The sequence below is a fragment of the Bacillus haikouensis genome, from assembly GCF_013179555.1.
In the GTDB taxonomy this organism is placed as follows: Bacteria; Bacillota; Bacilli; order Bacillales; family Bacillaceae_B; genus Rossellomorea; species Rossellomorea haikouensis_A.
The window spans coordinates 15069-36716 of sequence record NZ_JABMCR010000005.1 but is presented as its reverse complement, the minus strand read 5'-3'; the positions used below and the strand labels follow the sequence as shown (position 1 = coordinate 36716).

The window sequence follows — 21648 nt, the reverse complement described above, 5'->3', positions numbered from 1 at the left end:
ATGTCGAGGTCATTAGTTTTGTCCCAGCCTTGTCCTCATCACTGTTTATCCACTTTATGATGCCCGTACGAAACCCAATCGCTGTAACTTCCGGCATATAGTTTCACTTCACGGAACCCAGCTTCTAACAAAGTAAGAATATTTGGGGTGGCTGTTATGCCGGAACCGCAATATACAACGATTGGTTGATTCTTATCAAATCGATGAAACCGTTGACTCTGAAGCTCGGCATCTCCAAAGAATCCTTTATCAACTCCTTCGGTCCAAGGGGCATTGATCGCATGTGGAATATGACCCGGGATACGATCAATCGGCTCCTCGATCCCCTGATATCGTTCTTTGCTCCGTGAGTCTAGTAAGATGGACTGACTCTTCCCTTCGGAAATACGTTCCACCTCCACTAACGAAGCAAGCATTTCTTCATTGAAAGAGGGAGTATAGCTGCTTGTACCGTAGTCAGGAATAGTTGATCGGGAGTCGAACCCTCTGTCCTTCCATGCATGAAATCCTCCGTTTAGCACATATACCTGCTCATGTCCAAGATAACGAAACAACCACCAGCACCTGCTTGCAAAAGCACCATCCTGCTGGTCATAAGCTATTATGATTGAATCATTGTCGATACCCGCGTTTTCAATCTTCCGGAGGAAATTTTTCATATTCGGAAGGGGATGTCGCCCGCCATGCTCTTTTACGTGACCGGATAAATCTTTCTCAAGGTCAAAAAACACCGCTCCAGGAATATGCTCCTGCAGATATGTTGTTTTGCCTGCCGCAGGGTTTCCCAATGAAAAGCTGCAGTCGATCACCCTTACATTTCTATCATGGAGATTTTTTTTTAGCCAGTCCACACTCTTTATAAATCGCATTATGATATCCCCCTCTTTTTCATCAATTCCTTTACGGCTTCCTTTGGCTCCCAGCAGGAAAATTGATATGAAGTCTTTGTTGCATATCCCAGCCTGGAACAAAAATAACTGGTCTTTGAATCCTTAGATGATTTAATGGAATGTATGTGAATGCAGGTGGCACAGCAATGAAAAGGATTATCGGTCATTTCAATCACCTTCTATTATGAATTTGTTCAGGATGACTCCTCAAGCCACTTGAGTTCGCTGCGGAGCTTTTCAATATCGTGAACGGTACTCAATGCTTGGATAATTGAATCTATTTGTTCAAAGGCTTGTGCTTTGGCTTCTTCGTTCAGAACAGTGAAGCGGGCTTTTATCATCTGTTCACTCCAAGCTTTCAACTTTCGTTTCTCACTTCTCAAATACTCATCCGCCGGTTCATGAAGTTCTTTTACAAGTTCTTCCATAACTTGTTTCTTCCCGCCTTTTTCGAGGAAATGTTTGGGATTCTTGAAAGTGGAAAAAGCTCCTTTGAATCTCTCCAAATCAATCTCCTTGAAGGCTTGGTCAAACTCGATGGTATCTTCATTTGTATATTCAGCTGAAGAAAGCATAATCCGGCTGTCCCATCCATGGATGACCGATTCGAATTCTGTCCATTCTGCATCAAGCTGTCTTCCGATGAACTGACGGATTCTTAAGGATGTAGCCCTCAGTTCCTGTGACAAGTCAAACCCCGAACTGGCTATAAACTCCTTCAGTCCTTTTTGCAAAGCCTTTGAATGGTTCAGTTCATTCATGAAAAGCCCTGAATGGAAGGCCTCTTTATAAAAGTCGGAAACCCGGAAGAAGACCCGTTGTTTCAAGTAATAAATCAACTCATTTACTTCCTGTTCGACTTCCTGTTTTAAGGAATCCGTGCTTCTTGACTCCAGAAATTCGTTCACTTTGGCTTTAGATAGCTGCAATTCAGCAATCTGCTTCTGTTTACTTGATTTGTCGCTTGTTGCAGTGTCAATGTAATTCTTAAATCGTTTGATGCCCTTTTCCCATTCGAGGATTGCAGAATCCACACTCATGCTGACGAGCTCGTTTTGAATAAAGGAATCAAATGCATGTTTAAAGTGTTCCATGCCATTCATTTGGTTTTCTTTTTTCTGCAAAGCATGTAAGGATGAAACCCCAAAAATCCTCGGAAAGCGAATTCCATATTGAATCAGCTGATTTTGTACATATTCCATTACTTCATCTTTCTCTGCTTCATGTTCAGCAAGGTCGATGGCATTTACGATAAAAAACATTTTATCGAGTTCAAACGTATCTTTTACCCGGCCCAATTGGATGAGAAATTCACGGTCTGCTTTTGCAAAGGCATGATTATAATAAGTAACGAATAGAATGGCATCTGCATTTTTAATATATTCGAAGGCTACTCCAGTATGACGAGCGTTAATCGAATCTGCTCCAGGAGTATCCACCAGCGTGATCCCTCTTCTCGTTATACCACAATCGTAAAATAAGTCGATGGATTCAACAAAGCATGATTTGGTTTCATCTGCTACATATCTCTTGTATTCATCCAGGTCCACTGTGATTTTTTCACCCAGAACCTTTTTGAATTCATCAAACCCTTTGTAGAAAGCCCTTAGAAATGAAAGGTGGATTTTCACTTTTGCATCGCCTTCCGCTTCATCCAGCAAGTCCGGAATAATTTGAATTGCTTCTTCTACATTTGATATCGTTCTCTCAAAAAAAGAAAGGGAGTGGGAAAGATCCTGCAGAAGCTGCCCTTCGGTTTTAAGTTGCACATCCGCTGTTTCATGGTGATGAAAACCGGTTACAGGTCTGATTCGGTTTATTGAAGCCGTTGTCGGGTTCGGGCTGACCGGTAACACGTTTTTACCAAGAAGTGCGTTGGCAAAAGAAGATTTCCCTGCACTGAACGCCCCGAATAATGCAATTGTGAAGTTCTGATGAGCAAGCCTTTCCACTTTGCCCTCCAATATATCCGCTACCTTACTAAAGCCACGCATACCTCTGAACACCTGTGCCATTCTCTCCAACCTGTTTATAGCAGTTTCAGCCGACACCTGAGAGCTGGTATGCACGGGCATATTAGGTTTCATTTCTTCCTCCGTTTCATTTGTTTCTGAAACAGAGGGAGTCCCGCTTTCATGAATGTCGGTTCCTTCAGTAAACTGATTATCTTTTACTTCCCAGCTTCTTATCCATTTTCGAATCTTTTCTTCATTCACATCTGATTCTGCAACATTATTCAACTTCTCTATTTGCTGCAGTTTTTCCTCTTCCAGCAAATCCCATTTATGCACATATACTGTTTTTCGGCGGATTCCCTGGAGCTTATTCTCCAGAAGATCTTGTTTGGATTCTGAATTAATTTTAATATGTTCCAAGCCGGCTTCAACTAACTCATTTGTTTCCTTTCTTGCTTTCTTCTTTAGATCCTCTGATAGATTATCGCAGTATTGCAGTACGTAGTCACCAGTGACTTTGGCTCCTGGTTTTATCAATCCGGTTAAATAATGCTCATCTATCTTCAACGACAACTTCTCCCATTCTTCCAATAGACCCGGGGATGAGATATTATGGTTCTTTAAAAACGATTTGCCAAGGGTTTTCAAATGCCAATCCAGCTGCGTTTCAATTCTGCTATTCACTTCTTCTTTAAAAACTTGAGCCCTTCTGAACTTTTCCTCCTCCGTTTTTTGCTTGGTAAACAGTAAGCCGATCTTAAAATCAGCCTGCTGGCTTTCTAAAAATTCTTTTGCAAAATCCCTCGTCTCAAATGGCATTAAATAGGCATTTTTTAGAATTTTACTTCTTTCACTTTCAAAAACCTGCTTGACTTCGCTGCTGTCGATCTCAGATAATTCGTCCAATACACTTTCTTCTTCAAGGAGCAGAGTGTCTTTATTTCCCCACTCTTCGTCTGTCACGTGCTCCATGCTTTCTTCCTTTATATGCTGCTTCTGTTCTTCATACCAGACGGTATGTTCATGTACCAGCTGGGACATTGCGGATTTTGCGGAGGATTTGATTAATTCTTCCTTATCCGCCACCTGTATTTTGATTAGTTCACGCAGGCTTTCCGCTTCATTAGCCGGGTGATCCAACTGTTTTAAACTGGTGTAGAAAATCCCATCCGGCACCACTCCCCATGAAGCGAATGAATCCCTCACCCCATCTTTAAAATCAAGAAGGGGTAGCTCCTCTTCACGATGTTTATCGATCTGATTCACCACCAGATAAAGCTTCACCCCATGCTTCTTCATTTCTTGGGTAAATTGAAAGTTTACCTGTGATTGAACGTGGTTATAATCCATTACATAAAATACCGCATCCGCCAAGTGGATGGCTGATTCCGTGGAAACCCTGTGTGCATCGTCGGTACTATCGACACCTGGTGTATCGAGTATGGACACTCCTTCAGGCAAAGAGGTTTCATTTTTTCCGATTTCAACCGAATAAACATCTTCCCCGTTTCTGCAGAATTCTTTTATAGTAGAATACTCAAAAGGTTCTCTGAAATAAACCGGATTTCCGTAATGATAGTGGATTTTGGCAAAACTTTCTTCTGAATGATGCACTTTCACCAGGTTTGCACTGGTGGGAATGGGGCTTGAGGGAAGAATCTCTTCCCCCATCAGGTAATTGATCATCGTGGATTTACCTGCAGAGAAATGTCCGCAAAATGCCAGGATGAACTCCTGCTTATGAATCTTTTCTGCCAATCTTTCAACCTTTCTGGAACGTTCTTCATCTCCTTTATTCCTGAATATGTCGTCATAGCCTGCCAGTTCCTGGAGGATTGTATGTAAATAAGTACTCTGTTGGTCAATATTGCTCATATCGAAGATCCTTTCTATTTCAAAAGATGATAACGCTTTTATTTTATCGTATTTATATCGAATTCTCTATTGTTTATTAATCTCACATGAAACCTATAAGTCAATCTTGGAAATAGTATACTCAATTACCCTGAAGAATGATTTAAGACTGAATAAAAAAAAGCCTCCTTATAATGAAGGAGACTATCTTGTCGATTCTGTTGTGATGAGGTTGGAGGTGGTAAACGCTTGGGATCTTTTTTGATAAGGGACTGTTTCCCGGACCGGCTGCCGATCCTTCATGATATTCGATAAGACGTGTTTCATGATAAAGCCGTATGTAACCACTGTTAACAAAATAAGAATCCAAACCATTTCATTCCCCACCTTTACTATATTTGGACGTGCAATTGAGAATAATTTTCATGTTCAATTACATCTTATCAAAAACGATAATCATTTTCAATGAGAAATTCATTTTTCTTTTTTTGCTGCTCCGATCCATCCGGGTGTATGAAAATGCACAAACTCGTAATCTGTTTCACTTCTGAGGGCATGTTCTTCAATCGAGATCCTCGTGAAGAGTATCAGTTGGTTGAGTGCAGCAAATATAACCATCGTCCAATAAGCATTGAATAGTAAAGGAACAATGATCAATTCAATGGTTACAATAAGATAATTCGGGTGTCTGAACAGCTTATAAGGTCCAGTAGCCACTATGTCTCCATCCGGAAGGACGATTATTTTTGTATTCCAGTACTTGCCCAGGGAAGAAATGACCCAAATCCTTCCCGCTTGAGTGAGCAGGAATATAGCAAGCAAGTATTCCCAATGGGGATGTATGCCGGAGTGAAAGATGCCTCCTTCGATAAGAAGGGAGACAAAAAAAGCAAAATGAATCAGCACCATTGCTTGATAATGCTTTTGGCCGTATTCTTTCGCCCCTTGTTTTTTCATCCACTTTTCATTTTTCCTTGCTATTATTAATTCGATGAACCTCTGGATTGCCAGAACAACTAGGAATAGATAGAAGAAGACCATTATTCCCACCTCATTAATACTAATTCCGAGCTGAATCCTGGTCCCAATGCAGCGCCAAGGCCGATATCACCGATTGCGCATTTGTCCTGAAGAAATTCCTTCAACACATAGAAAATAGTGACTGATGACATATTGCCGTATTGTTTCAGGATTTTCATCGCATGTTCGGTCATACTTTCACCGAATCCCAATGCTTCTTGGTAAGCTTCAATCACTTTCTTTCCACCGGGATGAGCAACAAAATGTTTGATTTGTTCCATTCCAACCCCTTTCGAATGGATAAATTCCTCAACGTTCGGCCTCAGCCAATTCTTAACAAGGGTGGGAATATCTTTAGAAAACACTACATAAAGACCGTCATTTTTGATATTCCATCCCATGACATCGACAGAGTCCTTTAAAGTTGTGGATTGAGTGCTGAGAATGGAAGGAAGCGGACTTGTGATGCCTTCTAACACCTTGCTTTTGTCTCCACATACGAGAGTGCAGGCGACCCCATCCGCAAATAACGACGTCCCTACCAGATTACTCTTGGAACGATCACCATGCTGAAATGTCAATGAACATAGCTCAATGGAAAGGATTAGTACATTCGATTCTGGAAATGCTTTGCAGTACTCATACGCTCTTGATATTCCTGCAGCCCCGCCTGCACATCCAAGGCCCCAGATAGGTATTCGTTTTACATGTGGAGAGAATGGCAGGACATTCATGATGCGGGCTTCGATGCTTGGAGTAGCCAGTCCAGATGTGCATATAGTGAAGATTGCTTCAATATCATCATATTTGACGTGATTATTATCCAAGCACTTCTTTATGGCCCTGCTTCCCAATTCAACAGCATAACGGATGAAAAGATCGTTTTTCTCCTGAAATGAATGCGGACTTGCAAACCATTCAAGGTCATTAACGAAATACCGGCTTTCAATTTCGCCATTTGCAAATATAGGAAGCAGACGGTCAATATCCTTAAAGCTCTCTGAGAACAGATTGCGGGCAAATTTTGCTGCTTCTGTCTGAGTGATTTTGTATGGGGGTATTTCTGTCTCGACAGCTGCGATTTTAGGCATAACAACCATCCTCCTTATCTCATTCCATATAAGGATAGGTTTACCATTATGTGAAATAACATGTACGAAGATTTTGCTGATAAATAAATCACTTATATAGCTCTTAAAGGAATTTATAACTTCAATCAGCAATTATGAGCCTTTTATCCCGGTACATATGATATAATAATTCTGACAAATATTCGGAGGATTCGACATGACCTTAATTAGCGGTGTCTCTGATTTATTGAACAATTTCATTACAGCCTTAAAAGCTGTGATCCCTCTGGAAGTAACCTTTCATGAACCAACTTCCATGGATGAGCCATTTAATCAACATCATATCGGTGTTTTAATCGGGATGACAGGAGATACCCGGGGAAGGTTCATCATTGACGGGGAAGATGGAAGTTTCAAGTCTCTGGCAGCTTCAATGTTCGGGATGCCCTTAGCCGGGGAAATGCTTGAGTCATTTGCAGGAGAGCTGGGAAATATGGTGGTAGGAAACCTTGCCACTTCTATCGCTCTAAGCGGGCGTAATGTAGATATCACCATTCCGGCTGTCATAGCAGGGGATTCAAAAATATATGGTTTTCATCAAGCTGTCCAGCTTCCTTTAACCATTGAAAACGTTGGTGATTTTCTTATCCTTTTAATGATTGAAGAATGACTGGCACACAAAAGCGGACAGATCGATGTCCGCTTTTCTTGTAACCCGAGAAGGTTAAAAGCCGTGAATCGTCATCCCTCCATCTACAAATAATGTCTGCCCTGTTACATAGTTCCCCGCCTCGGAAGAAAGGAATACCGCAGGACCGACCAATTCCTCCAATTCCCCTATCCTATTTAAAGGCGTAACAGATAATATGTCTTCTACATATTCTTTTTTGTTCAAGAGTTCCTTTGTTAAAGGAGTTTTAAAATACCAAGGGCCGATACTGTTGACGTTTATATTATGCTGTCCCCATTCAAATGCCAATACTTTTGTCATTTGAATCATAGCCGCTTTCGTCGCGGCATACACCACTCCTGTACGAAGTGCCACATGTCCTGCAACAGAAGCAATATTTATGATCTTTCCGCTTCCATTCGCTTTCATAAGCGTTCCTATTTCCTGACTCATCATAAAGGCAGATTTCAAGTTGGTATCCATAATCGTTTTCCATTCATCATCTGTCACTTCAAATGCATTTGATCTTATATTCATCCCGGCATTATTAATTAATATATCGCTGGTCAAATCATGATTTTCTATGTATTGAACAACCGCCCTGATATCCTCTCTGGATGTTACATCCGTGGGAAGGATATACGCCTTTTGTCCAAATTCATGGATTTGAGCTGCCGTTTCTTCCAGATTTTCCTTGGTGCGTGACAGCAGTACTACATCCGCCCCCGCTTCTGCCAGTCCGATGCTCAGTGCCCGTCCTATTCCACGCCCGGCGCCAGTAATGACCGCTGTTTTATTTTTCAGTGAAAAAGATGGTAAATACATTGTGACGCTCCTTTCTTTTTTGAATCTTTTATATTTTAACATAACTGGAAGACTGACCAAAGTAACCTATTCTTTCTTAGCTGGTTGTGTATGGACGATTATATGGATCTTTAATACAACCATTTCTCCGCAAAAAGAACACCTTCTGCTCTCATCGAATAATTGACAGCACCTTTTACAATAATACTTTTCCACTTGTTCATCCTCCCGCCCTTAAAAAACATCATTAATACATTGTATGTAACACTTTATTCAATGGAACAGGATATTTTCTCCATTTACTGCCTAGTTGTTTTATGTGATGAATTTCACATATGTTTCACAATTACCTCTCAATGTGTGACATTTATCACAGATGGACAATTGCTCCAAAAAGTATGATGAAGGTAATCCTGTACTTTATTAAAAAGGTGAAAGAAGGGAGCATTATGGAAAATTATGACTTGAATCGGAAAACTCGCACCAAGGTTGAAGATCAGGGTTCCCTGAAAGGAACCTTTACTTCCGTGTTGCTGCTGGGAGGGTTTCTGATCCTGTCATGGGTTGGAGTTTTTTTACTATTCATCAAACGTTTTTAATGGAAGAAAGAGTGAGTGAACATGCCTATGCATCGTTATGAAAAATGTTGGTTGACCCCTTGAACCGGCAGTCTTATTATCTTTTTGATTATTTTGGGGAAGCTGATAAAACACCGATGGTACTCGAAAACTGGAAGGTTTGGCTTACTATACCCTCATCTCTCATTCTTGATGCCTAGCCTATACTGTACCGCTCATGGAAATGTTCCAGAATGGACCTCCGCCTTCAAAAGATTTCAGGGTTTGGTAGATTACGTTAATCACCAAAAGAAGTTGGGACAAAACAAAAAACAACTACCAAAAGTCGAACATGATGACTCTAAATATCGCTAATGATTCCCATGCAAGGCTTCGCTTTCCGCGCGTTCTCACTTGTCTAGCTGCAGGGCTTAGAGACGCATGTAACCAAACTTGACCAAGAAGAAGAAGGCAATGAGCGCTTTCCAGGACGATTCGTTTTATAACACCTCCCGCTAACAAAGCCCTTTCTCTTTTCTAATAAGCTGACTCTCCGCGGGGGTTTTCGTCTTGTACTCCAATCGACTGATGGAACGAGCTAAAAGTAGCCATTAGAACAAAACGAATAAAAAACCCGAACTAACTTGAATCCAGGAAATCAAATTAGTTCGGGTTTTATTTAGACTATAACACTTTTATTCCAGCCTCTTCCTGGTTAATTAAGTGAGTATACCCTGGTATACTTTTCAATCAGATAATCTGCCAAATGGGAAGCATTCAACCCTTCCCCTGTTACATCGTTGAGGATTTCCAGCGGTTTTTTCATTTTGCCCCATTTATGGACATGGTCTGTTAACCACTCTCTTATAAGGCTAAGATCTCCATTTTCCAGAAGGTCATCGAAGTCGGGAATGTCTTTTTCCATTGCTTTTTTGAATTGTGCAGCATACATATATCCTAGTGCGTATGAAGGAAAGTACCCGAAGCTGCCGCCTGCCCAGTGAACATCCTGCAGGACGCCTTCTCCATTATGGGAAGGTTTGATTCCAAGGTATTCTTCGTATTTCTGATTCCAGATTTCAGGAAGGTCGCTTACCTCGATTTCATCATTGAATAAGCCTTTTTCAATTTCATAGCGGATGATGATATGTAATGCATAGGTTAATTCATCTGCTTCAATTCTGATTAGTGACGGCTTTGCTTCATTGATTGCTTTGTAAAAATGGTCAATATCCACGGAATCAAATTGACCATCAGTATATCCTTTTAGCAAATCGTAATTTTGTTTCCAGAAAGAATAATTTCTCCCTACAAAGTTCTCGTAAAACAAAGACTGTGATTCGTGAATTCCCATTGATGTTCCCGTGCATAATGGGGTGCCCACTAAATCTTTTGATATGTTTTGTTCATAAAGCGCATGGCCGCCTTCATGGATTGTACCGAATACTGCAGTTCTCCAATCACTTTCATCATACTTGGTTGTCACCCTTACATCTCCGGGATTTAATCCTATAGCGAAAGGATGAACGGTTTCATCCAGTCTTCCGGAATTGAAATCATATCCCATTTGATCCAGAATGTTTAAACTGAATTCCTTTTGTTTTTCTTTTGAGAAGTGTTCAAACAGAAAGTCAGTGTGAGGTTTATTTTCTGATTCTGAAATTTTATGAACTAACGGTACGATTTTTTCTCTCAGTTCACCGAATACTTTATCCAGAACATCAACGGTCACACCAGGTTCATACATATCAAGAAGTGTATCATATTTATTATTTTCGTAACCCCAATAATCAATGAAACGCTTAGTGAAAGATACCAATTTTTCTAAATAAGGCTGAAACATCTCGAAATCAGCTTTGGACTTGGCTTCTTCCCATACACTTTCAGCTTTGGATTGCAATACCACGTATTCCCTGTATTCCGAAGCAGGAATTTTTTTATTCCGGTCATATTCTTTCTGACATTCTTCAAGCAGTTTTTGTGTCCGTTCATCCAACTGCTCTCTCTCTGGAGACAGTTTAGCCAGATATGCTGCCATTTCATTTGAAGTGGACATCGCGAATAATTCGGAAGAAAGCATTCCGATGACCTCTGAACGCTGCTCTACACCGTTTTTGGGAGCTCCGGTCCGTAAATCCCAAAACAGTAATCCGAGCGCTTCATTATAAGCAGTCATTTTTTTTACATACTCTAGAAAATTGTCTCTCATTTCTACTAATTCTTCTCTCATCTTATAGCCCCCTTATTAAACATCATCCCTATTTTATCATATTTTTCTGACAAATCCTTCTAAAATGACTTAGGTCTATATATAGGCAAAGAGCCGCCTCCATTAGACGGCTCTTTTAGTTAAACATTCATTTTATCGACTTTAACAGGAAGAATCGATTCAACCACATCCATGTAGAATGCTTCTTCTTCATTTAATAAAATGTGCACCTTTCCGTGATCTTCGCTTGTCCGTATCAACCGACCAATTCCTTGTCGCAATCGGAGCAGCATGTATGGGATATCCACTTCCTCCGCTGCATTCATTGTATGCTTACGCTTCGCATCAAATACAGGGTCTTTAGGAGGGAACGGCAGAGAAACAATCACTACTTGAGTGAGAGATTCGCCTGGTATATCAAGACCTTCCCATAAATGATAGGAACATAAAACTGCAGATTGGTCATGTTGGAATTCTTCCACTGTATGACTGATTTCCTTATCACCTTCAAAAATGATTTTCCACTCCTGATCAGAATCGTGTCTATAAAATTCCCTGAATGCATTCATCTCTTCTTTAGAAGTGAAAAGCACAAGGGACTTTCCATTATTTTGTTTCAGCTGTTCCATAGCATATCGGAACTTCGAATCAGGGGCATTCAGGTTCTCAGGAATAAATACGTTCATCATCTCATCGTATTCGTACGGTGAATCCACTGAGAATTTTTCGAATTCCCCGATTCCCAGAGACTGGGCTACATATGAGAAATCGCGGTTATACGATAAAGTAGCGGACGAAAAAACGAATGGAATTTTTTGGGAAAATACCTTCGTTCTGAGTATTTCTTCCACCAGTCTCGGCATCACAACAAATGTATGTTCATCTTCGGTTACCTCAAGCCAGTAAATGCCTTTCTCATCTTCGAGGAACAGCTTTAATGAATACTGGATTTGTTCGAGATATTCCTCGACAACTTTCAATAAGTAGTCATCCATTACATACATTTCCGCTTCGAAAACAAGTTCATTCAATAGGTTTTCAATGCCTTCCGTCAAGAGCTTTCCCTGATCAAGAAGCGCGGATGAACGGGTTATATACTGCCTGTCCGTACCGGTTCCATTCTTCGCTCCCTGCTCTAATAATGTAAACCATTTTTCATTCGAAATCATGATATCTTCAATTTGATAAAGTGTCGTTTCCCTCATGTCAGATGCGGATAACCGTTCAAGCAGGCTCTCCAGCGTTTCCATTCTCATGCGGTAAGTCATTGCCTTCTGAGAGGCATATTCCAATAAATGGCCTTCGTCAAAAACGACCGAACTTGCTTCCGGTAATAGAGGCATTTGTCCTTCCCGTTTTCTTGAATCTTTAGTCCAAACATGTTCCATATAAAAGTCATGAGAACACACGATCAGGTCTGAAGAGTTTCTATAGTGCTCCCTGTGAAGCGTTTGCCCGCACCGATGGCGGTATACACAAGACATACAATCCTGTAAGGAATCCCAGCCAATTTCATTCCATTCCTCATCTGGTAAATGAGCATAGTCCTTACGGTCACCATAGTGGGTGAACCTGTTCATTGAATTGGTTTCATGGACGAATGCGGGCAGCCCTTCCCATATGTCATGGAAACGTTCATCCATATTCAGTTTTTCTTCAAGTTTTTTGTTACACAGGTATTGTTCTCTTGATTTTGCTAATCGGACATCTATATTCAACTCAAGTGCTTGTTCGAGTTTTTGAATGTCTCCGTCTTTTTTTACAAGCTGTTCAATAAGCGTTTCATCCGCGCAAGCAATAACGGCAGGCTTGCCTGTATACCGCGCATAGGACAATGCATATAACAGATAAACCAATGTCTTTCCCGTCCCGACGCCGGCTTCAGCAAACATGACTTGTTTCTGTTTGTACGCCTGGTTTAATTGAAATGCCATGAACACTTGCTCATCCCGAAGGTCGAATCCCTTTTCGGGTAAGATATCATAAAAGACATCTCCCACCCAATCTGAAAGTGCTTCATAAAAGGATTGATCTTTCGATAAATTGAAAGGTAATTTACTTTTCATGCTGACCTCCTGTATCCCTTTATACTGATAATCTAGTATGTTTTGTTGGCTGTTAACCACCGCTGCCCGCTTTTCCGCGCAGGGCTTTGCTTTTACACAGCCCCTATTCCAAAAAAAAGAAACACTCTATACAAAGGGGATAATGCCATTTGTTTGGAGCGTCCCTGATATCAATCGTATATTCTATTTTGTCTCAGCAGTTCAAACTGAAATGCTTTATTTAAGTTGTTCTTCGCATTCATCAAGCTTTCGTGTATGGGTTCTGTCCCCTCATGCTCAATTGAAATCGAAGACATAGAGCCTTCCAGCGCCTGATAAATCTTGTGGTAATCCGATAGAGAATGTTCCATTCCCTCTTCACTCCCCAGAAAAATGATAGCACTATTATACGCAGAGAATGAAGGGGATATTCTATTAATGAGTTAATTTCACAGCATTTATGATTTCTGATTATCTTTCCTCGGAGGTCTAGGTCCCCAATATTGGTAATAATCAGTCCTGATGAACCCGTTGAAAAGCTTGCGTTTCTTCGTAGCAGGTTTACCATAAAACTGTTCAAAATACTCGTGTGAAGTCAGCATATACACAGACCAGGTATCTAGTTTTTCAAATGCCTGTCCCATCTCTTTATACATCATTTCAACTTCAGGCCTTTCCCCCAGCCTTTCCCCATATGGAGGATTGCCGATTACCACTCCGTATTCCAAATCAGTGACGAAATCCTTCACCTGCATTTGTTTAAATTTCACTAGATCACCAAGTCCAGCCTCTAAAGAATTTTCTTTAGCAACAGATATCATACGGTGGTCGATATCTGTTCCAATTATCTCCAGAGGCTGGTCGTAGTTCGCCATGTCCTCTGCCTCCATACGTACTTTATCCCAAATGTCACCTGCAATGAAAGACCAGTTTTCTGATAAAAATTCCCGATTGAACCCTGGGGCGATGTTTTGTCCGATCATAGCTGCCTCGATCGGAATCGTACCAGATCCACAGAATGGATCGAGGAATGGCCGATCAGGATTCCACGTAGTCAATTTAATAAGGGCAGCAGCCAGGGTTTCTTTGAGGGGAGCCTCACCTTGCCCGATCCTGTAGCCTCTTTTATGAAGGCCCTGCCCGCTTGTATCCAACGTGATACTGGCTGTATCCTTAAGAAGTGCAACTTCAATTTTATACAGCGGTCCCGTTTCATCCAGCCATGAAGTCCGCTTATACGCTTTTCTGACTCTTTCAACTATTGCTTTCTTTACGATTGCCTGACAATCAGGAACGCTGTACAGTTTGGATTTAACAGATTTCCCCTGGACAGGGAATTCAGCATCCTCCGTGAGATAGTTTTCCCAAGGAAGTCTTTTTGTGTTTTCAAACAGCTCATCAAAGGAATAAGCTTTGAACTCCCCTACCAGGATCTTGACCCTGTCAGCAGTGCGAAGCCACATATTTGCTCTCGCAATAGCGGTTTCATCTCCTTTGAAGATGACCTTCCCATTCTCCACCTGGCAATCATAACCCAGATCCTTCACTTCCCTAGCCACAATTGCTTCAAGACCCATCGCTGCTGTGGCGATTATAGTATATGTACCCATGCATTACACCTCGTCCGTTTCAATTCTCTGTCTTATTATAGTCAATTTAAAGGTAAAATAGGCCTTCAGAAAAGCTCCAAAAATAAAAAGGACTGATACCAAAGGTAATGTTTTACCTGAATGTATCAGTCACTAGAGTTTGTAGTCAAAGAAATTTGTCTTCTCCTGAAATAGCGCTCTGTAAGCCATGTTTTGTTCCTTTGTACTGCAAGCGACTTGTCATCTCGTACTCAGGTGGTAATCATCTATCTACAAAGGTGATAAACACCTTTGTCCCTTCCTTCGTTCGCTTCCTCCGAAAGGGTTCCCCTACCAAATTTGGGTTTCTCGCTCGTGGGGTTTACCTCGTTCCACTCCTGCCATTTCTAACAGGACTTCGTCACTGTGGCACTTTCAAGGTAGTCATACCATATCCCGGAGGACTTAGGTACTTTCCCTGCCGTCAACTCAATTGAGCTGCCCTAGCTTATGAATTGGCTAGGCACGAACACTACGGGCATCTCAGCACCGTGCGAGCATGGACTTTCCTCTACAGCTAATACTGCAGCGATTACCCAAACGCTATTAAGGATCAGCAATAACTAATTATATAGTAAAGGTTTACTCATTTCAACTAGTAATATTTGTAAATATAACGGAAGTTCAATCGTAAAGTTTATTTCCAAACACATGCTTTTCAAGATTTGATAAACGTTTGAGAATATCAAAGTTTGTTGTGCCGGATGCTTGAGGCTGGGCAACTGGACGTTTGCTTGCCCCTTCTGCCTGCTTCTTCAAACGCATATTCTCCTGTTGAAGTTCTTCAATTTCCTGATGAAAGGTTTCATAATCTTTAATAATCAAATCAAGGAATTTATCTACATCTTCGGGCTTATAGCCTCTCATTCCGCTTTTAAATTCTTTTTCCAGTATATCTTTTGCCGTTAATTTCACTTTATCTGAGATCATCGCATTCACCTCTGTATTTATCTTTTTTATTTTTTCAAATAACCTTCATTTTGTCAAATTATTTAGAATGGCCTGTTCGTGCTAGTGTGTTCTTATTAAATTCATTCATTTTTCCATTGTTCTTCTTCCACAACCCACTGAAGATCATGAAATGAAATTGTCCTGATTTCAAAGTGAGGATTACTCTCCTTGTACTTTATGGCTTCTTGATAAAAATACTTTGGCGAGCCTTCTTTCTCCTCATCGAATAAAATAACAAGGAATTGACTTTTATGCAGGAACAAAAGATTACGGTTTCTAAATTGCTGAGGACTTTTATAAGGGTCTTTCGATACAGAATCTACAAAATCAGCCTGAGCAAGTATCATTTCATAGTATTCCTTATTATTTTCATTCCAGTTTTCATCCTGATTCAGGAATGGTGTCAGTACTGCTAGTTTTAAATCAGGATATTCTTCCTGCAGTTCGAGTACAACTTCAGCACCCCATAACTCCACACCAAGCTGCCCGCTGACCGTGACCCATTCAAGTCCCTCATCAAGCAAGGAAAGTAATTCTTTTCTTAATGCTTGTTTTATGTAGTGAATAGCTTTATCGTCTTGCTTGAAAATTCCCAGCTCAAAAGATTTATAACCTGTTAAGCATGCAACCTTGCTCAAGAAGCAAAACTCCTTTTAGCAGGCAGTGTATAGGATACGTTAAAATCTGCCCGATTGTTTACACTCTATTGTATCATATTTTCCGAAAGTGTTCCTTCTTATCGTGGCTGAAATAAGGATGGTGACCTCAAAGACCCTCCTTCTATGGAGAAATAGTCTTTGAAGCCACCTTAAGTTTCTTTTTTAGCCTATTGTATTTTAATTAGTATAATCCAAATGGCGGTCGAGGGCGCGGACCAAATCCGGGTCCCCCTGGGCCAGCTTGGCCTCCTCCACAGTTAAATTGCTGGTTTGTCACATTGTCTACTGCCGATTGAGTTTGAGGGAAGTAGTGTTTATGCTGGTATTGGATATTGTTGACTGTAGTTGTATGCTGTGGATGGATATGCGGTACCTCATAGGTAGTGAAAGTGTGGTTCACGCAATTTTTTTCAGGGTGCATAACTGCCGGAAGCACCTTATTGGGTCTTGGTCTACAAAACATTATCATGTTCTCCTTTCATCATATAATTGATACATTAATAGCCTATGAAAAGGGCAGAGAACATGTACTAATGAAAATACCTATTTTTGTACACTCCGTTAGTAGTTGAATCAACTTAGTCCAGAATGTCCGTCAATATCAATCAAACATTACATGAAGCTATATAAAGTTTCAGAGTAATTCGAAAAGAAAAACGCCGTTAAACCAATGACGACAAAGAATAAAATTAAAATCGCACGGTTCATATTCATCATCCTATCTAAACATAAATAATTTCCACACAATTATTCATTTTACAACGACTTGTGAAAATTCTCAATATATAAATAAGAAGAATGTACCATGAATTTACGTTTTTTTACTAGATTCAAGAAAGAGATTCAAATCAAGTTAATTTTTTCCTGTCCATTTTCGAACTCACTCGATTTATACGGGTATATAGTTGCTCAAGGCGGCTTTCCTTTTTCCCATTTTTAAAATCGATTTGGTTCAAAATCTCTTCCAATTCCAGGCATTTTGTCAATGCCTTCTCAAAGTCTTTCATTTTATGTTCATAGATCTTTGCCAATTCTTCAAGGACGGCGACTTTAATGTTGGCTGGACAGTCATTGCTGATCCCCTCCCATAGTCCGGCCGCTTTGTCGAATTGTTTTTCTTTCTTACATCTCAGAGCAAGATGGTGAACTGCTTCATGATGCTGCTTTTTTTCATTTACAATATACACAAAGCGGTCTTTAGCCATCTCAGCATTCCCAGTATACTCCAGCCACCTGCCAGCCTCAAAAGTTTCCTGGTCTGTAGAGGAGTCCGAAACGTCAAGCAGCTGAAACGTTAAATGTGTATATAATGTAATTAATGATAAGATATCCAACTCGTTGTGTTCCATCACCTTCAAAATGCCTTCTGGATCCCTTCTCTCTATGAAATCAAAATAAATCATAGGAGCAAGATACCCGGGCACATCATCCACTCTTTCAAAATCCAGAACCAGCCTCTCTACATTTGTCAGCTTCACCGATTCCATTTTATGTTTAAACAACCTGCGCGATCCATGATATAAATCAAAATGTCCAAATGCAGGAAGCTTCGGAACGTGTTCCTTGATTAATGTGTGCCTTGTTTTGACCTGTGGCCAATCAAAGGCTTTCCCGTTATATGTTACAAGGGTGTTATAATCCACAGTTTTCAAGAAACTGTGATAGAGAGGGATCTCACTGCCTGGCTGGGGAAGAAAGTGCTGAGTTATAACTACCTCATTTCCGGCAATTTTTCCATGACCAAGTAAAAAAATCGTATTGCCGACCCCTCCTCCGAGTCCTGTGGTTTCTGTATCGAAGAAAAACAAATCTTCAGGTGCCAATCCATTGGAGGATAGAGGATGAGTACCGTGAAAATTTTGCCAGGCGGCAACTGCCTTCACTAGATCTTCAAATCTATATTTGCCGTGCCTGTGCTTAAGAGGGTACCTTTTTTCCCTTACAAGGCAATAATCTTCATCCACAAAATAGGTTACGGTCCCGTGTTCTTTCCATTTATCTTTATGAGGAAGATCAGCATTCGAAAGATCAGCCGATCTCCCTGAGTTCTTTTCATTCTCTTCATTAGTTCTTACAATGTGTTTTTTCATTCTGTTCAGTTTGTTTTTCAGGGACACTGTCTCCCTCCTCTCTTCCTTTATTGAATGAATAAATCAAGCAGTTTCAGCGTATCATTTTTTGCCGTTTTCATGGAATGTTCTGTACCGATGCATGATGGACAGCCAGATTGACATAGACAGCTTTCAATCAAGCTTCTTGCTTCAGAGAGTATCTGTTCAATTTGCTCATATACTTTTTCACTTAAGCCAATTCCGCCCGGATATCTGTCATATATAAATACCGTCGGTTTATCATTATGTGCGGCTTTCACCTGAGGAACGACGAAGATATCACTCGGGTCGCACATCACATAGAGCGGAATAATGGATTTTAAGCTTTGTGCAGCCCCGATCAAACCCTCCTCTAAACGTTCCTGTGTGAAAGGTGAACTGTCGCTTAGAGAAATCCAGCTTGAATTGGTATGAAGTTCCTCCTCCGGAAGATGGATTGGTCCCGATCCTATATTTTCGTGAGTATCGAACTTTATTTTTTTGAAAATCGTTGCCATAGCCTGTACGGTGACATCACCATATGCGATTTCACAGGTGCCGGTATCTCTTTGTTTATCCGTTTCCAATACCCGAAGCTGTACTGCCAGGTTGGCATCGGTAAAGTAATCGACATCCACCTCCCTGACAAAGGCCTTCTTTTCTTCCCAATCCAGCTTTTCCACTTGATATTGAATCCCCTGATGCAAATAAATGGCTTCCTCATGGAGAAGTGTCATCGCAGAGAATCGATCCATTTCCCCGATTACTTTTACAGCTGCAATATCAGTCTGATCAATGATGATCACATTTTCCTGGGAAGCTGAACGAAGGCTTATGTTGTGGGCAGGAAATACGTCATTCATCCAATACCACTTATCTCCGTTTTTATGAAGGAGCTTTTCTTCTGCCAGAAATTCAAGAATATCATCCACCTCATGAGAACCGAATTGTTCCCCATCTTTGAAAGGAAGTTCATATGCGGCACATTTTAGGTGGTCAATCAGGATAATTAAATTATCAGGATTAATTCTTGCAGTTTCCGGTGTTTGCTTAAAGAAGTAGTCAGGGTGGTCAATAATGAACTGATCGAGAGGACTGGAGCTTGCCACCATAATCACAAGTGATTCTCCATGTCTCCTTCCCGCTCTCCCTGCCTGCTGCCAGGCACTGGCAATGGTCCCTGGGTATCCGGTCATGATACATACCTGGAGCTGCCCGATGTCCACACCCAATTCAAGCGCATTTGTGCTGACGACTCCATATATCTCTCCTGAACGCAGTCCTTTCTCAATTTCTCTCCTTTGAGTAGGAAGGTAACCCCCTCTATATCCACGAATCGATTTTATACCTAATTGACTCTTGACTAGTTCCTGTAAATAAGTGAGGATGATTTCAACCCTGACCCGGCTGCGTGCGAATACGATCGTTTGTATTTTATTCTTCAGAAGCTCCCCGGCAATCCTTCTCACTTCCAGGGTTGCACTTCTCCGTATATTCAAAGGTTTATTGACGATCGGGGGATTATAGAAAACAAAATGTTTCTTTGCACTTGGCGCACCGTTGTTGTCGATAAGCTCCATTTCGGAACCTGTAAGATGTTCAGCCAGTTCTTTAGGATTGGCAATCGTTGCCGATGTACAAATGAATACAGGCGATGCACCGTAAAACTGGCATATTCGTTTCAATCTTCTGATCACATTGCTTACATGCGAACCAAATACACCTCTGTAAATATGAAGTTCATCAATGATCACATATTTAAGGTTTTCAAATAATGAAACCCACTTTGTGTGGTGAGGGAGTATGGCTGAATGGAGCATATCCGGGTTGGTTATGACGATATGTCCCGCTTTTCTGACCTTCTGCCTGATATTGGCCGATGTGTCGCCGTCGTATGTATAGCTGTTTATGGAGGCACCCGCTTCTGAAATGATTTCATTCAGTTCGCTCTTCTGATCCTGGGCAAGGGCTTTTGTAGGAAAGATATATAAAGCCCTTGCATTTTGATCTTCCATGATCTTTTGCAAAACAGGAAGATTATAGCACAAGGTTTTTCCGGAAGCCGTCGGTGTCACTGCCGTAAAACTCATTCCCTTCAGTGCCAGCTTAAATGCATCGTGCTGGTGCGTATACAGTTTTTCGATCCCTCTGCCGTACAAAGCTTTCTTTATTCGATCATCAACCACTTCCGGGATATCCACAAGTTTTGCAGGCTTTTCATCTATTGTATGCCAATGTATGATTTGTTTATTGAATTGGTCGTCTTTTTTGAAATGCTCTATTATTTCTTGAAGGTTGTTTTTTCTAAACATCTTCTTCACCTCTAAAACCATTTTATCGAATCTATGTTCGAAAGTAAAAATAAAAAAATCCGGCAATGGCTGCGCCGGATTTTTTTATTCATTGTTTCTGATTAATAAATTCTTTTATTATATAAGCAAGCTTTTCAGGTTGTTCAAACAGACTCATGTGGCCGGATTCAGACAGCACTTCGGTATGAATATGAGGTGCTTCCTCTTGGAAGACGTTTTCTTTCGGGATGATTTGGTCATGTTCACCTGCTATTAGAAGAACTGGTGTATTATTATTGTTAATTGCAGCGGAACGGTCTTTTCTGTTTCTCATTGCCTTCAGGGTTTCAACGGCTCCAACCGGGCTTGTCTCGTACCCGATCTCTTTCGTTAACCGGATTTCATCTTTCAGGACATTTAATTTATTCGGGTTGAATAGTTTTGGTGCGAGGTCATCCACAAATGTGTTAAGTCCATTTTCTTTGATCACTGCAATCGATTTTAATCGATTTTCCTTTGCTTCAACATTGTCAGGCAGCACTGTGGAATGGATAAGACCGAACCCTTTTAACTTTTCCCGATACAGTTCCGCAATTGCCAGGGTCACGTACCCGCCTAAGGAATGGCCGAATATATATACATTTTCCAACTGTTTCTGGTCCATGAAATAATGAATATCTTTAGCCATATCTTCAATACTGAATGGGGAATCGCTTATACCTGATTTACCATGACCTCTCAGGTCAATTGTGATGACGCGGGACGAATCCAGCAAAGGAATGATATCTTGCCAATAAGCGGAACTTCCGCAAAAACCATGAAGAAGTATGACTGTATCTTCACCTTCGCCGCGATCTTGAAAAGCTAAATCAAATTCACCTACGTGTTGCTTTTCCATCATCTTTTCCCCCTTTATGGATAATGCTTATATATTTCCTCTCTGACATTTTTTTAA

General features: G+C 40.8%; 17 protein-coding genes and 1 other RNA gene. 1 reads left to right on the top strand and 17 read right to left on the bottom strand.

Annotation, left to right across the window (positions count from 1 at the left end):
• Positions 1 to 38: 38 nt before the first annotated feature.
• The 5 genes from HP456_RS01255 to HP456_RS01235 all read right to left on the bottom strand — a co-directional run bounded on the left by HP456_RS01255 (position 39) and on the right by HP456_RS01235 (position 6810).
• Positions 39 to 869 (bottom strand): sulfurtransferase, encoded by an 831-nt coding sequence (locus HP456_RS01255; protein WP_172248197.1) that lies wholly within the window; start codon positions 867 to 869, stop codon positions 39 to 41.
• Between the two features lie 215 nt (positions 870 to 1084).
• Positions 1085 to 4720 carry a dynamin family protein gene (locus HP456_RS01250; protein ID WP_172248196.1) on the bottom strand — a complete coding sequence of 1212 codons (3636 nt, stop codon included), beginning with the start codon at positions 4718 to 4720 and terminating at the stop codon, positions 1085 to 1087.
• A gap of 183 nt (positions 4721 to 4903) precedes the next feature.
• A complete protein-coding gene (locus HP456_RS01245; protein WP_172248195.1) occupies positions 4904 to 5074 on the bottom strand; it encodes a hypothetical protein in 171 nt (56 codons plus the stop codon).
• A 99-nt stretch (positions 5075 to 5173) separates the two neighbouring features.
• The gene (locus tag HP456_RS01240) at positions 5174 to 5740 is read right to left on the bottom strand and encodes an isoprenylcysteine carboxyl methyltransferase family protein (protein ID WP_172248194.1); all 567 of its coding nucleotides are present in this window, start codon (positions 5738 to 5740) and stop codon (positions 5174 to 5176) included.
• Entirely contained in the window at positions 5740 to 6810 is a 1071-nt protein-coding gene (locus HP456_RS01235) for a type III polyketide synthase (protein WP_172248193.1), read from the bottom strand. The genes HP456_RS01240 and HP456_RS01235 overlap by 1 nt, the downstream gene beginning before the upstream one ends.
• A gap of 196 nt (positions 6811 to 7006) precedes the next feature.
• Here HP456_RS01235 and HP456_RS01230 point away from each other — a divergent pair, with 196 nt between their 5' ends.
• Positions 7007 to 7459 carry a chemotaxis protein CheX gene (locus tag HP456_RS01230; protein ID WP_172248192.1) on the top strand — a complete coding sequence of 151 codons (453 nt, stop codon included), beginning with the start codon at positions 7007 to 7009 and terminating at the stop codon, positions 7457 to 7459.
• Between the two features lie 54 nt (positions 7460 to 7513).
• On the opposite strand, the gene HP456_RS01225 is transcribed toward HP456_RS01230, so the two are convergent.
• The 12 genes from HP456_RS01225 to HP456_RS01170 form a co-directional block, all read right to left on the bottom strand.
• Positions 7514 to 8284 (bottom strand): SDR family NAD(P)-dependent oxidoreductase, encoded by a 771-nt coding sequence (locus HP456_RS01225; protein WP_172248191.1) that lies wholly within the window; start codon positions 8282 to 8284, stop codon positions 7514 to 7516.
• A gap of 1251 nt (positions 8285 to 9535) precedes the next feature.
• A complete protein-coding gene (locus HP456_RS01220) occupies positions 9536 to 11050 on the bottom strand; it encodes a carboxypeptidase M32 (protein WP_172248190.1) in 1515 nt (504 codons plus the stop codon).
• 119 nt (positions 11051 to 11169) lie between these two features.
• The gene (locus tag HP456_RS01215; RefSeq protein ID WP_172248189.1) at positions 11170 to 13095 is read right to left on the bottom strand and encodes an ATP-dependent DNA helicase; all 1926 of its coding nucleotides are present in this window, start codon (positions 13093 to 13095) and stop codon (positions 11170 to 11172) included.
• A gap of 170 nt (positions 13096 to 13265) precedes the next feature.
• Positions 13266 to 13445, bottom strand: coding sequence for a hypothetical protein (locus HP456_RS01210; RefSeq protein WP_172248188.1), 180 nt, complete (start codon positions 13443 to 13445; stop codon positions 13266 to 13268).
• 87 nt (positions 13446 to 13532) lie between these two features.
• Positions 13533 to 14684 carry a THUMP domain-containing class I SAM-dependent RNA methyltransferase gene (locus HP456_RS01205; RefSeq protein ID WP_172248187.1) on the bottom strand — a complete coding sequence of 384 codons (1152 nt, stop codon included), beginning with the start codon at positions 14682 to 14684 and terminating at the stop codon, positions 13533 to 13535.
• A 176-nt stretch (positions 14685 to 14860) separates the two neighbouring features.
• Positions 14861 to 15246, bottom strand: an RNA gene (gene rnpB / locus HP456_RS01200) — RNase P RNA component class B.
• A gap of 80 nt (positions 15247 to 15326) precedes the next feature.
• The gene (gpsB, locus tag HP456_RS01195; RefSeq protein WP_172248186.1) at positions 15327 to 15632 is read right to left on the bottom strand and encodes a cell division regulator GpsB; all 306 of its coding nucleotides are present in this window, start codon (positions 15630 to 15632) and stop codon (positions 15327 to 15329) included.
• Between the two features lie 101 nt (positions 15633 to 15733).
• The gene (locus HP456_RS01190) at positions 15734 to 16291 is read right to left on the bottom strand and encodes an SLOG family protein (RefSeq protein ID WP_172248185.1); all 558 of its coding nucleotides are present in this window, start codon (positions 16289 to 16291) and stop codon (positions 15734 to 15736) included.
• A gap of 202 nt (positions 16292 to 16493) precedes the next feature.
• On the bottom strand, positions 16494 to 16733 hold the full coding sequence (locus HP456_RS01185; RefSeq protein ID WP_246288647.1) for a CotD family spore coat protein: 240 nt from the start codon (positions 16731 to 16733) through the stop codon (positions 16494 to 16496).
• 427 nt (positions 16734 to 17160) lie between these two features.
• The gene (locus tag HP456_RS01180; RefSeq protein ID WP_172248183.1) at positions 17161 to 18429 is read right to left on the bottom strand and encodes a ribonuclease H-like domain-containing protein; all 1269 of its coding nucleotides are present in this window, start codon (positions 18427 to 18429) and stop codon (positions 17161 to 17163) included.
• 20 nt (positions 18430 to 18449) lie between these two features.
• A complete protein-coding gene (locus HP456_RS01175) occupies positions 18450 to 20714 on the bottom strand; it encodes a DEAD/DEAH box helicase (protein ID WP_172248182.1) in 2265 nt (754 codons plus the stop codon).
• A gap of 88 nt (positions 20715 to 20802) precedes the next feature.
• Positions 20803 to 21594, bottom strand: a complete 792-nt coding sequence (locus tag HP456_RS01170; protein ID WP_246288644.1) for an alpha/beta fold hydrolase — start codon at positions 21592 to 21594, stop codon at positions 20803 to 20805.
• Positions 21595 to 21648: the final 54 nt, after the last annotated feature.

Excerpts from the sequence above, each read along its gene's own strand:
- HP456_RS01255 (WP_172248197.1), bottom strand. The coding sequence starts at position 869 with ATGCGATTTATAAAGAGTGTGGACTGGCTAAAAAAAAATCTCCATGAT.
- HP456_RS01250 (WP_172248196.1), bottom strand. The coding sequence starts at position 4,720 with ATGAGCAATATTGACCAACAGAGTACTTATTTACATACAATCCTCCAG.
- HP456_RS01245 (WP_172248195.1), bottom strand. The coding sequence starts at position 5,074 with ATGGTTTGGATTCTTATTTTGTTAACAGTGGTTACATACGGCTTTATC.
- HP456_RS01240 (WP_172248194.1), bottom strand. The coding sequence starts at position 5,740 with ATGGTCTTCTTCTATCTATTCCTAGTTGTTCTGGCAATCCAGAGGTTC.
- HP456_RS01235 (WP_172248193.1), bottom strand. The coding sequence starts at position 6,810 with ATGCCTAAAATCGCAGCTGTCGAGACAGAAATACCCCCATACAAAATC.
- HP456_RS01230 (WP_172248192.1), top strand. The coding sequence starts at position 7,007 with ATGACCTTAATTAGCGGTGTCTCTGATTTATTGAACAATTTCATTACA.
- HP456_RS01225 (WP_172248191.1), bottom strand. The coding sequence starts at position 8,284 with ATGTATTTACCATCTTTTTCACTGAAAAATAAAACAGCGGTCATTACT.
- HP456_RS01220 (WP_172248190.1), bottom strand. The coding sequence starts at position 11,050 with ATGAGAGAAGAATTAGTAGAAATGAGAGACAATTTTCTAGAGTATGTA.
- HP456_RS01215 (WP_172248189.1), bottom strand. The coding sequence starts at position 13,095 with ATGAAAAGTAAATTACCTTTCAATTTATCGAAAGATCAATCCTTTTAT.
- HP456_RS01210 (WP_172248188.1), bottom strand. The coding sequence starts at position 13,445 with ATGGAACATTCTCTATCGGATTACCACAAGATTTATCAGGCGCTGGAA.
- HP456_RS01205 (WP_172248187.1), bottom strand. The coding sequence starts at position 14,684 with ATGGGTACATATACTATAATCGCCACAGCAGCGATGGGTCTTGAAGCA.
- gpsB (WP_172248186.1), bottom strand. The coding sequence starts at position 15,632 with ATGATCTCAGATAAAGTGAAATTAACGGCAAAAGATATACTGGAAAAA.
- HP456_RS01185 (WP_246288647.1), bottom strand. The coding sequence starts at position 16,733 with ATGCACCCTGAAAAAAATTGCGTGAACCACACTTTCACTACCTATGAG.
- HP456_RS01175 (WP_172248182.1), bottom strand. The coding sequence starts at position 20,714 with ATGTTTAGAAAAAACAACCTTCAAGAAATAATAGAGCATTTCAAAAAA.
- HP456_RS01170 (WP_246288644.1), bottom strand. The coding sequence starts at position 21,594 with ATGATGGAAAAGCAACACGTAGGTGAATTTGATTTAGCTTTTCAAGAT.